This is a genomic window from Pseudomonadota bacterium (assembly GCA_018817425.1).
GTDB lineage: Bacteria > Desulfobacterota > Desulfobacteria > Desulfobacterales > RPRI01 > RPRI01.
Genome location: JAHITX010000011.1, coordinates 1 through 12,656, shown reverse-complemented (window position 1 = coordinate 12,656; position 12,656 = coordinate 1). Strand labels below are relative to the sequence as shown.

General features: G+C 37.5%; 10 protein-coding genes. All 10 read right to left on the bottom strand.

The window, feature by feature from the left end:
* Nucleotides 1-13 precede the first annotated feature (13 nt).
* The 10 genes from KKC46_02420 to KKC46_02375 all read right to left on the bottom strand — a co-directional run bounded on the left by KKC46_02420 (nt 14) and on the right by KKC46_02375 (nt 12,486).
* A complete protein-coding gene (locus KKC46_02420; GenBank protein ID MBU1052667.1) occupies nt 14-754 on the bottom strand; it encodes a hypothetical protein in 741 nt (246 codons plus the stop codon).
* A 56-nt stretch (nt 755-810) separates the two neighbouring features.
* A complete protein-coding gene (locus KKC46_02415) occupies nt 811-1,842 on the bottom strand; it encodes an aldehyde dehydrogenase (protein MBU1052666.1) in 1,032 nt (343 codons plus the stop codon).
* A 55-nt stretch (nt 1,843-1,897) separates the two neighbouring features.
* On the bottom strand, nt 1,898-2,881 hold the full coding sequence (locus KKC46_02410; protein ID MBU1052665.1) for a hypothetical protein: 984 nt from the start codon (nt 2,879-2,881) through the stop codon (nt 1,898-1,900).
* A gap of 2 nt (nt 2,882-2,883) precedes the next feature.
* Nucleotides 2,884-3,609, bottom strand: coding sequence for an acylneuraminate cytidylyltransferase family protein (locus KKC46_02405; GenBank protein MBU1052664.1), 726 nt, complete (start codon nt 3,607-3,609; stop codon nt 2,884-2,886).
* A 385-nt stretch (nt 3,610-3,994) separates the two neighbouring features.
* Nucleotides 3,995-4,639, bottom strand: a complete 645-nt coding sequence (locus tag KKC46_02400; GenBank protein MBU1052663.1) for a hypothetical protein — start codon at nt 4,637-4,639, stop codon at nt 3,995-3,997.
* A complete protein-coding gene (locus KKC46_02395) occupies nt 4,636-6,327 on the bottom strand; it encodes an ABC transporter ATP-binding protein/permease (GenBank protein MBU1052662.1) in 1,692 nt (563 codons plus the stop codon). Before KKC46_02395 ends, KKC46_02400 begins: the two co-directional genes overlap by 4 nt.
* A 162-nt stretch (nt 6,328-6,489) precedes the next feature.
* Nucleotides 6,490-8,145 (bottom strand): hypothetical protein, encoded by a 1,656-nt coding sequence (locus KKC46_02390; GenBank protein ID MBU1052661.1) that lies wholly within the window; start codon nt 8,143-8,145, stop codon nt 6,490-6,492.
* 64 nt (nt 8,146-8,209) lie between these two features.
* Nucleotides 8,210-9,289 carry a hypothetical protein gene (locus KKC46_02385; GenBank protein ID MBU1052660.1) on the bottom strand — a complete coding sequence of 360 codons (1,080 nt, stop codon included), beginning with the start codon at nt 9,287-9,289 and terminating at the stop codon, nt 8,210-8,212.
* Between the two features lie 6 nt (nt 9,290-9,295).
* Entirely contained in the window at nt 9,296-10,681 is a 1,386-nt protein-coding gene (locus tag KKC46_02380) for an amidase (GenBank protein ID MBU1052659.1), read from the bottom strand.
* Nucleotides 10,678-12,486 (bottom strand): N-acetyl sugar amidotransferase, encoded by a 1,809-nt coding sequence (locus KKC46_02375; protein ID MBU1052658.1) that lies wholly within the window; start codon nt 12,484-12,486, stop codon nt 10,678-10,680. Before KKC46_02375 ends, KKC46_02380 begins: the two co-directional genes overlap by 4 nt.
* Between the last annotated feature and the right edge of the window lie 170 nt (nt 12,487-12,656).

Here is a 12,656-nt window from a genome sequence, read left to right as displayed (position 1 = left end):
TCCCAAAAAAAGATTAATCCATATGCAAAAATTCTTCTTGCGATAAGGTTTTAATTCTATACTCTTGAGCAAGCTCCACGCATCTTTGGGAATTATATCCCCAGAGAGATAGATAAGGAGTGGTTACTAAACTTTGTACTAATAACAAATTGTCTAAATTATCATCAATAAAAATTATATTATCTTCAGTATTTGAAAGACGCAAGGTTCTGAAATGACCTGGTTTATCTCCAGCTTCGCTGCCAAAAATTTTATTTTTATCAATGGATACTGAATTCGCCTGAAGGATTGTCGCAATGGAATAACTGTCCTTAGCTGAGATAATTCCAAACGAATGTTGATTCTGCAATGAAGTGATTTTTTGAGCGATCCCAGGATAAAGAGGGTTATGTTGCAACCACGACCCGATATCAGAACCCATCCAGAAAGAACGTTCATCATAAAACAATGTGTGGTAGAAATTCAATTGGGTTTCATCGTCATCTGCTTGCTCGCCTAAAGGTAAATTTACATCTATAGAGTGACCGTTTAGAATCAAATCCCAAAGTAATTTAAATTCTTTTGCCACCCGGGCAAGGTACCTGTATTTAAAAAAAAGTTCCCTTTGAAATTCAGGAATACATTCCCAGGTAAAAACCTTTTTTTGTTTTGAGTGATTAAATCTATTATAGGCATTAAAGGAGGTTATCATACATTCCGCTCTGGAGTCACAAATTACCCCATCAAAGTCAAGCACATAAAACCGATTTTCCATGACATCCCATTTAGTATGAATCAAAATTGAGGAAGATGCAATAAACCCAGCTAATTTTATAGTGTTCCCAGATAATGTACTAAATCAATAACCCGAGAACTATACCCCCATTCGTTGTCGTACCAAAGGATAAATTTGCAATAGGAATGACCGTTCACCATAAGCCATCTATGATCAACGATGGCTGAATATTCACTTCCTGTGAAATCTATAGAGGTCAACGGCTCATTAACATTCTTAATAATCTTATATTGCTGGATTTGCTCCGCGTTCTCAAATACCCTTTTAATCTCTTCACGGGTTACGTTCTTTTCAAGTTTAACCGATATATCAGCAGACGAGACAATCATTGTAGGGACTCTATAAGACAGAGACATAAACTTACCATCCAGCCACGGCAAAGCACGGCAAGAGGCACTAATGCAAGTAGTCGTTTTGGGGATCAACGCATTAATACTGGAACGACCCAAAACATAGGTTGAATGAATATGGCCCGGGTCGGAAACAGACATGGAAGGTCCGTCTAATAAATTTTGATATCCAAGCCACGGATGTAAAGTAGTGACGAAGCCATGATCAACACCAAAATTTTCCTGAAGCAAGTTCATTACAGGAACAAAAGCATTTGCGTCACATATACTTGATGATAATATATAATCATCTAAATTAATGGTCTTTTCATTAACACCCATCACTATCGATTTAATATTACTGTCCTCAGGAGAATTGGTCACGACACACCTTTTAACACCAAGATTCTGTAAACTATGCAATTTCTGGAGACAACTTTTAACGCCCGAAGCATCAATAACAAAATCAACCCCATGTTTATCCCAAGGGACTTTAGTTACATCCTCTTGAGAATACAGTGCAATTTCAGTTTCATTATTGATATATAGTTTGCGCTCATCAGCCCAGATCTTTTCTGATAAGCGACCATAAGTGGTGTCATATTTTAACAAATATGCAAGATTACTTGGATCAGGATTAATATCATTAATTGCCACAATATCTAAAGATTTATTTTCCACTATTATTCGAGTAATTGCCCGACCAATCCTGCCAAAACCATTAATACCAATACGCATCTTTTTCTCCTTGTTTCTATTAAAGACTGTATGATTTCCTATTTATCATAATTTTTCAGCCAATTGATTCATAATCAACAGCTAAATTTACGGGTGTATTTCCGCTGACAATTCTACGAATATTTTCGACTACATTTCGTGCAGCTTTAAATCGAGTCTCATAACTTGGTCCGGCATGCGGAGTGAAAATAACATTGCCTAAAGTAAGAAGCTTGGAATCACGCGGAAGCGGCTCTTCATTAAACACATCAAGCCCTGCTCCAAGGAGTCGCCCCTGGGACAGGCAATCATAAATTGCATCTTCATCCTGAATCTCACCACGTGATGTATTTATCAGGACGCAGGTTGATTTCATGGATCCTAAACTTACCTCGTTGATCATGTTTCTTGTTTTGGAAGTGAGCGGCACATGATACGTAACGATGTCTGAATCTTGCAATAAAATTTCAAGAGGTTTGTAGGTTAAACCGTACTTTTTCTCGAATGCCGGGTCAGGCCGTATGATGTCATAATATGCTATATTCATCTGGAAAGCCTGGGCACGAATGGCCACCTGTCTGCCGACATTCCCTAACCCTACTATTCCTAATTCTTTCCCGGCCATTTCCAAGTTACTGTGTTTTAAGTTTATCCATGATCCGTCCATCACAGAATTATGGTGATTCAATAAATGTCTGTAGAGAGCAAGAGTAAGAAGAAAAAAATGTTCTGCCACCGACACAGCATTTGCCCCGCCATTATTCGCCACAGGAATTCCATATTTTTGTGCTCGACATAAATTTACAGCATCATAACCTGCAATGGGCAACTGAAATAATTTTAGGTTGCCAGCAATTTTATATTCCGTATCGCCCAAGTCCTTATTTTTTGTAATATAACAATCAGCTTTTTTCAGGTGATTGTAAAATCCTTCACTATCCCCTAATGGGTCCACCCGTATCCATTCAAACCTTGAATCCAGGAGCGGAACCATCAACTCGACAAATTCATCATCAACCTCGGGGGTAACCAAAATATAAAATTTATTTTGCAATTCCATAATTATTCCTTAAAGGCCAGCAGAGCTTTTGCAATTTTTAACTGAAACGGCTCATCGATGTCGATTGACCTTTCATAGGGCATGATATAGGGAATGGGGTCATTCCCAATAAGATTTATCTGTTTTTTTAAGTTCCCAACCGTATTGAAAATTATTGAATAATTTGCGTGATAACTTTTTTTATGGGCATTATGCCTTGTAGACCGCTGATAGTCTTCAGGAAAAACCGGTTCGAGCCTATTATCTTCTCTGATATTTAATGCAACCTGTATTGGATATTCATAACTGGTCACACTAACCACAGGTGTATCACCGCCATTCTCCATAAAAAGAGAGAGGGCGTTTTCAATATCTTCGATCGACCGTAATGGACAGGTCGGAAAAAGAATCCCTATGATCTGTGAGTCATCTAATTTCATGGAATCAATCATCTCTTTGATCACATCAATAAGAAAAATAGTATCAAGAGCAAGAGAGCCGGGCCTTTTATAAGTTGTAACGCCCAACTGTTCGGCAATTTGCAATATTTCAGCATCCTCTGAATTAACGATTACATCGTCAAAAAGCTTACAGGATTTTGACAGCTCTATTGTATGGACGATGAGAGGTTTTCCGTGTACAAGCAAAACATTTTTCCTCTTGACCCGTTTTGAGCCTCCTCGAGCGCAGATAACGGCATATATTTTTTCGGTATATAAAACATCTTGTTTCTCTAAATTTATTGTCATGTTAATCATCCTAAAAAGGTTGGGAAATTTCAGTAAAATAAGGACCAAACAAGCAAAAAATCGACAGTCCCCCTACAGCTGAACTGTATATGAATTCATGTTGATATAACTTCAAACATAACCCAATGTGGAATATTTGGGCGCAGCCACTTTTTTAATATATGTTTTGTGGGAGAATGGGGACAAAGATACTTTTCTCTGACAACCTTTAAATCGACTTGAGATAATAAATTTTTAAAATCGGTAACACTCAATTCAAACATATGATCAGATTTTGATCTTCCTTTGCTATATCCTTTTGTACAAACTCGGCTATTCGATACATAAGGAATCGAAATAAAAAGACTTCTCTTCGCAACTCGCCCCATTTCTTGTAGTAGCAGAACTATATTGGGCACGTGTTCAAAAAGCTCGAAGCAAAAAAGATAACCAAATCTTTCTTAAACGGAAGTATCTGGGCATCACTCTGAATAGCTGAGATGCCATTATAATAAATCATTCGGCAACACTCAAATCGAATATTTGAGCTTAATCCACTTCTCACTTCCATTGCATTCATAAATAATCCGTTTGAATCACCAAGATCCAAAAAAGAATCATTCTGCCTCTCAATAGCCGATTCATTGAGGAATAATATTGTTTCAATCAACCTAAATAAAACTAACAATTGAGCTTGATAGTATAACTGTCGGCCATCAGAAAAATGGTTTTCAAAATCATATCGATTAATAGAATTAAGCAATGATTGTTTTACTCTAATTTCATCATTATTCTCAATAGAGTCGATAATCCCTTCAACAAATTGATATTCAGTTGAACCGATTATCAATTCAACTGATCTTTTTATTATTTCCCTTGCATATTTAATAAACCGATTCTTTTTTACGGGAGTTAAAATATCATAAACAACTATCCACCTGACCCTTTCTTCAGCAAAATGTTTAATAGAACAAAATGGCCTGATTTTTGGCACAGAAGGCTTTCGGCACTCTGGGCACAAGTTAAAGTCAAATAATGAATCAGCCTTCAATTAATTTCTTCCTTTCCTGAATTAATTTGGGCAACATACCCGCCCTGATTTGACGTTAGTTGTTCCCAGTTGCCCTGTTCAACGATCCTCCCCTGGTCCAGAACAAATATCTGGTCAGATTCCTGTACGGTTGTAAAACGATGAGCAATTATGATGATTGTTATTTGTTTAGAGCGATTCATTACCTCTATTGACCGTTTTATATCCAATTCAGAATGATGATCCAAGGAACTGGTTGCCTCATCTAAGATTAAAATTTTAGGCTTCTTTACCAATGCCCGGGCCAGCGCAAGTCGCTGCCGCTGTCCTCCTGATATCTTAACACCTCGATCACCAATCACCGTGTCATAACCATTCTTTAATTCAAGAATAAATTCATGGGCAGCTGCCATTTTGGCAGCTGCGACAATTTCTTCATCAGATATATTTTCATCTCCCCATGAAATATTGGCCTTTATGCTATCATTAAACAACACAACTTCCTGGGACACATATCCAATTTGATTCCGCCATGAATTCAGGTCACTTGCTTCAAGGTTCTGATCATCGATGCGGATTTTTCCTTTCTGAGGAGTATAAAACCCCAGAATCAAATCTACTAGAGTTGACTTTCCAGCACCTGACGGCCCTACGATGGATGTGGTCTTATTTGCCGGAATGCTAAGGCTTAATTCATTCAGAATTCGTTTACCTTCAGTATATTCAAACGATATTCCCTTGAACTCTATTTTCCTTTCCAAGGGATTCACTTTCAAGCCTCCCTGTCGTTCTCCTGCATTATCCAATTCCCGTAAAAGGGAGGTAATACGTTCATATCCCGGCATATTACTGTTTACATTATGCTGCAGCCCCTGAAGGGCTGCTATGGTGGGGATCAATCGTAAAAGCACCAGTAAAAAAACCATTATCTCTACAGTACCAACATTTAACTTGACACCGGCATAGATAAAAAAGCTCAATATTATTACGGCTATGGGCTGTGAATAGATGTTAATCGAATTCGCACTAAAGGCTATTTTGTACCAGACATCTCTGAATAGCTTATTTTGCACTTTAAATCGTCGCAATGCATCTTTTTCATTTGAAGCGCCTTTCAAAACCTTAATGGCTCCTAAAACATTGAGAAGCTCATGTTGAATTTCTTCATTCAATTCGGTTGTCAGATCACCATATTTTCTGGCCTTTCGGGCTATCAGAGTAAGTGGAGATAAGACAGCAATAGCAACTATCACAGCAACTAAAGCCAGCCACCCTGATATAAATATAGCTAATCCTATATATATAAACACAGACAACAGTGTTGAGACCCATTGGGCGGTCTGGAAAAAAGCCGACGAGGCTCTGTTTGCTTCAGTTGTCAAAATATTCATCAAATCACCCTGACGATGCGCCCAGAAAAAGTCAAGCCGTGCATCCAACAGTTTTTTATAAGTTTTTTGTTTTATTTCAAACTGAAAATCTGAAGATATCTTAGTACTAATATGCCTCCCCCATAAAGAAACAGCACACCTTATTAAAAAAACAACACACAATAAAATCAAGGTATTCAAAAAGGTGGGTTTCAGGTGTATATAAAAAAACATTCGATCAAACCATTCAATGAAGCGGCTGGAAGCATCTGAGGCGCCGATAAGTTTTTGAAATACTGGAATCAGCAATCCAAGCCCAATTCCTTCTATCAAATTCATACACAACAGCGATATACACAAGACACTGACCTGAAAAGGATACAGACTAAAAAAACCTCGAAAAATATTAAACATAATTTATCCGATTAAAATTAAATGACGACCTGTCGCAGCAAGCATAGCATAAGAATGAAAGAAAAAGATCCTGATAAATGTATTTACTTAAGCACTTCCAAACATATATTCACGGGTTACTCCCACGGCAATGCGTCCTTTAATAATATTAATTTTCAAATCATTAATAGTTCTGGACACAGGTTCTGGACTAACAATACATGATTTCTCAATCATGGCGTTTGAATAACCATTTTCATATGGTTCATAAATATAATAAGGAATCCCATGATAAAAAGATTCTGCCACAGCACTGGAAATTCCACCAATAATAATGTCCGCTTTCAGGACATGCTTATAAAACATTCCAGAAAGAATTTCGACTTTTTCTAAAAGCCCTTCGGCCTTAAGTATTGTTTCATAAAATCCACGTTGAGATTCTGCTTTGATTTTCACGGCAATCCTTTGTTTACCAAGCGCCATCAGTAAACGGATAACATCTGCTGTCATTTGCCCGCCAAATTCCTCTCGGGAATAAGGATTCCAATGCATGGGTATCCATGTCATGACAATCGCATCATAACATTTATCCTGAACCGGCAAATTTTTATGATGGCTTAACAACGGGGCTGCCATTAGCAAACATTGCTCAGGTCTTGCCCCACCAAGGAGATAATTATCCCGCCCTCCCTTGCCAAGCCCGGCAAATTCATCAAACAACCAATTTTTTCCAGTATCGTCTAAGAATAAAGGTTCTGTTGCCAAAATCCCGAACCCATCTCCCAGATACCGGGTAGTAATTCCCATTGATTTGGCTATCTGAAGGATAATGGTATAAGGCTCGAAGGCTTCGCCTGGAACCGAGATCAGACTGGGCTGATAATAATGAAGCAATTCCCGGTAAATGGCGTATGTTCTTATAAACATCGACCTATACTTTAGATAAGTTTCCTTAAGGTATTTGCTGCATAAAAAAAGCAGATTGTCATCCCACTTGGCTCCGATTCTGCTCAGAACTTCCCCCAGGTGAGACACAGCAGCATGCTCACCCAATTTTTCCGGAAACACTTGCTCTGCTTCTTTGAAAAAATTGGTTTTATGCGAAAAGTAGAAACCTTTCCAGGGCATTCCCGAGTTCTGGCATAACCCATGCGGATCATTGCGCGCAACCTTATCACTAGTCCAGTCCGGTACATAAAGGTGTTTTCGTTGTCTCACCAACGGCATTATCAATTTCTGAAGACACCGAGCCACCAAAGAAAAACGTCTAATCAATGGAAATTCATTCAAAACACGTTCTGCACACGCACTTTTCAAACAAGGTTGCGAGTGCCCAGGATCGTATATTCGAACTTGGTCGCCAAAAGTTTTGGCCACCTGGAGAAACCGGGGATGTTCATTTTTGGAGACATTGAGGATATCTATCTGTTCCAAGCACCTCTTAAGGGCGTTATATTCCCGATAATAGCTGGCAAATGCAATCCATGCAGAGCCGCTGATAATTTGCCCTGGCGAAATACCCTGATTAAATGACAAATCTCTTCCATTTTCATCACGGTGCCAATTCAAAGTAAAATATTTTACTTCATCAAATTTTGCAGGATCACCTTGACTCGGTTCATAAAAATACTCTAATGAAACCTGTTTGAGAATTTGACGAGTATGTTGCTCATGAGCAATAAGTAAAATATTTTTCCCAATTTTTTTTTTTATAAAATCAAAATCCTTCGGATGATTCAACAATACAGCTATTTTATTTTTCACAAAAATTCCATCAAAACTAAAATTTTAATTCAACATACAAAGGATTACACATCGATGTGTGGTTTTATACTTGCCTGCTTTTAACCAATTTTTGAAAATGGTTTTCCATATCAGCTTTCATATAATCTTCGTTATAATATTTAACACCCATAAAAAAAGGAACTGTCATTCCACCAAAACTTCTTTTAAAAAATGAAATATTAATCTCCTTTTCTGAAGGATGGTTAAATAACTGGTGTCCATAAAACTGCGAACCCAACTCAAAATACTTAAACCCTTTATCCTTAAAGTACTCAATGGCATACCATAATAATGAGTGAGCTGTTGGAACATCACAGCTATTGAAATCAGGGTCGTCTGCAGAAGAAGAGTAATTAACATATTGGTTAAGATGGTCAAAATAGATAATCTGAACATCTTTTCCACGATATTGAGTGCCAATCAAAGTGGCTTCACCTTTGGTGAGCGATTCATACTGCAAATCAAAAGTTTTTTTGGTTCTTGTGACCCTGCCGGCAGCTTTAGCATGCATTAACCGATATCTTTCGTGTATTTCATAGTCAGCACAATCTTTGTCCATCACAAAAAACGTATACTCCCTTAAACCTTTATTAACTAAAGCCTTACAATGTTTACGGCGGCCTGCCTTCAATGTGTCCAATTTTTCTGTCAAATCTATTATCTGAGTACCAATAGAAGCATCTATAAATCCATATTTAGTTAAATAATTGAAATACTCTTTTTCATAAAAATATTCAGACGGATGGATAGACAGCATAACTTTTGCAACCTCAAACTGATTTGCCAGGCTATGAATTTCCTCAAAAGCAAAGTTCCTTATTTTTCGTCTTATCTTTTGACCCAACAAACAGCTAACTACAGGGCAAAACAAGGGGCTTACACCTAAATTGGGCCAGAAGAACCTTAAACCATCAGATTTTTCAAGAAGTAGGGGCACTATTGCAACAGGACTATTATCTATACAAATTATAAATGATTTGTTCTCTGCTTCATTCTTTTTGCCATATTCCAATTCTTGATTTAAAATAGTAAGTGAATAAAAAACCCCTACATTTATATTTTCTTTGATAAATAATTGCCAAAATTCTTCAAAGTTAGCATCATCAATTCTTATAATATTCATATATTCTCAAATGGTTCCATATTCGTCATATACATCATCACTCAAACATTTCATTATATGTTCACCAAATTCCAAGAGTGGCAAGTCGCAATATTTCGGAGCAATGATCTGCAGCCCAAAAGGCATTTGATGCTTTTCTGACCAAAAGGCAGGAATGCTGAGTGTTGGATACCCAAGAAATGTCCAAATAAGACACGTATCATCTTTTTCAACAGACCTTCCAGTCTGTTCATCCTGTGTCTCGATGAGCGGTGCAACAGATGCCGTTGACGGTGTGACAATAAAATCATAATCTCGAAATACATCATCGAACTGATGACGATATTCAGGCTGTTGTTTAATCGCACTTATATATTGTTCGATAGGAATTTGATCTCCCAAAGAAATCATCTCAGACATTATTTTACTTATCGCGGCTCCTTGTTTTACCTCTTGTTGAAAATAATATGAAAGGGACTTACAATAAATGGCGTAATGCATCTCATGTATATCATTTATAAATTCCACATTTTTCATTAAAGAAACATCACTGCCTTTTGTTTGCAAAAGATCAACTGCCTTTGAAAAGTCATTTTTCACATGTGAATCAAAATCCTGATACCCCTTAAATTGGTCGCTGATCACACCTATTTTCAATAGCCCTTTCTCGCTTTTTTTTCTTTGCTCCAGAAAAAAGTTTTGTGCAAGAGGATAACTTAAATCTTGTTGAAAAGTTGATAAGAAAGCACTTTGGAGCCCAGAGATATCTGAACCGAGAAAACCAATAGTATCAAGTGTATCTGCTGTTTTCAGACAACCTGTCCTATCGAAAGCCCCAAAAGAAGGCTTGAATCCAAACACACCACAGAAACTTGCGGGGCGAATGATCGATCCTGCAGTTTGTGTCCCAAGACATATTGGAAGTGCTCCACATGCAACGGCAACAGCTGAACCCGCCGAAGATGTCCCAGTGATCCGGGAAGCATTATGTGGATTAATTGTTTTGTTGTTTTGGATAAAGTGAACTGCAAATTCTGCCGTCGTTGTCTTTGAAAAAACAATTCCTCCACGATCAACAATTTCATCAACAATTCTAGCATTATTCCCTGCCTTAAATCCCTCCCAAATTTGACTCCCCATAGATGTGGGGAGAACTTTTGTATTAAACACATCCTTTATGCCAAAAGGAATTCCAAACAATTCTCGATCACGGATTTTAAGGTTTTCCTCTAACTGTTCAAAAATAAAATCAAAGTCTACACTTTCCGAAAACGAATACTTGTTATCCAGCAATTTATATTGTTCAATAAAATCTTCATAATATTGAACAATTTCTTCACAATATCTTAAATTAGAAATTTTATCAGCAATCGAACAATAATCAGAAGAACGCACCTTGGGTAATCTAATCATAGCTCTACTCCATTAAGTTTGTTAGCATATTTACTGATCGAACGCGCTCTTTTGGTAGCGTCTTCGAACTCTTCTTCGGAGAGCCCGGTCAGTTGTAAATAAAAATCAAGAGCATGAGGGCGCTGTGTATCATATTTTTTTGCTATTTCAAATCCTTCCTCTCTTGTGAGCAACCCACGCCGAACATCCTGAGCAGCCTGAACGGTTGAACGACCTATGCCTCGCTTGATAAAGTTAGAGTAATCATGAACCCCTGCCATCACGCACTCGACACTTTTATAACGCTTATAGGAATTTTCAACAGGGGCATCCATCCACTCATAATTCCGCTTTACAAACTCGACTTGACGTTCTTCATCCCAAAAAAAATAGTTTCCTAAATGTAGATATCGTATCTTCTTGTCTTTCAAGGTTTGTTCTGATGGGTAAATCCAAGGAGAAAGATCCTTTGTGGAAGTAAACTCATCTGCCATATCTTCAGCTTTAACCAAAGCTGAAACTTCAAGATTGTATAACAACGAAGCTTCTTCTTGATCTTTATGAGTACTCCGACCGTCCTCCTCTGCAAGGGATTCACCCCAGCACATTAGACCCAATTCCCATGCTATTGTCGTTTGAATCGTAAACGTTCCGGCACCTATATGACAATGCCAGCAGGCATCACCAATAGCAGCTATAGATTTCCGGGCCATTTTGTTTATAACAAGTCGATTCATATTAAACACAATATGATCTAAATCAAATTTCTGCAGACAATTTTCTAGATTATACCTTCCTGCAAGTGACAACCAATTCTGGCCATGTGTAACGGCCAAAGGAGTCACACATAGCACCTTGTCAAGAATATGTGCTTGATAAGTACTGTCCTTCCCCCCACTCATTGGTAACATACAGTCGTAATAATTGTCGGATCGGAATGAGTCAACAATTCCATCAATTCCTTTCCTTCTTTGTTCCCAGTCAATATGCATTTTATCTTCTGAAGAACGGCAGGGTTCACAAACACACATTTCATCAAAAGATATTCCTTCCATAGTTTCAGGGAGGCAACATCTATTGCAATATCTTATATAAGGCTCATAAATACCTTTCCCTGCATCACTATTTTTAAATAGGGTTGTCCACTTTGTCTCGGGATATTCTTTATCCAAAGGCACGTCTTTAAAGGAAGGATCGAACCCTACCCAGAATAAGTTTTTCTCTAAATTATTGATTTGATAATCATTGTAAATGTATTTTGAGGAATAAGGCCTTGCCTGAAACGAATTCAAGAATGTTAATTTCTGGTTACGTACCTTCGGCAGAATACTGTCGACTGAAAACAACCAGCAAAATTGTTTATGCAAGTTTATATTTTTCGAAAACCGATTTGAAAAATCATCGAGAAAGGATAAAATTTGCCCTTCAATTTCTGCCACACATATGGATTTTTGATCTCCTAAATTTAATAAGCTATTGGAAGCAATAATAGCCTCGGGAATATTATATCGCCCCATGCATTGGAGAACAAACACGAGTTGTGATAAATTTTTAAAGTGATAAATATAATCATGATCAAAATCACTCAGAAGTTTATTTGAACTCGGCCTCATTGAAAACATGATGTGATCAAGGTTATGTGCTTCTATGGTACCCTTTATATAATTTTTTTCATGTAGATCATAAAAGCGATGGTTTAAAGTTGCCGATAGAATTTGCTTTTCTTTATAGAGCCTTTCTATTTCCGGCAAACTTTGCCTTAATCGAGTTAACGAATTCAGAGACAGCACCACGTCGTACTTGAATGAGTCGTCAGATTGTTTCATGATTAACCTCAATTCTATTTAATAAATATTCTTGAGCCAGTTTCAAAACGCCCCATTTTGGCCGATCTCTGCGTTGGGCTCAAATTTCAATCCTCGAAATACTAAATGTATTCCTGTGGTTGAAATTTTCGCCCGCCTTGAGCTTGACCAAACTGAAACGTTTTGAAAGT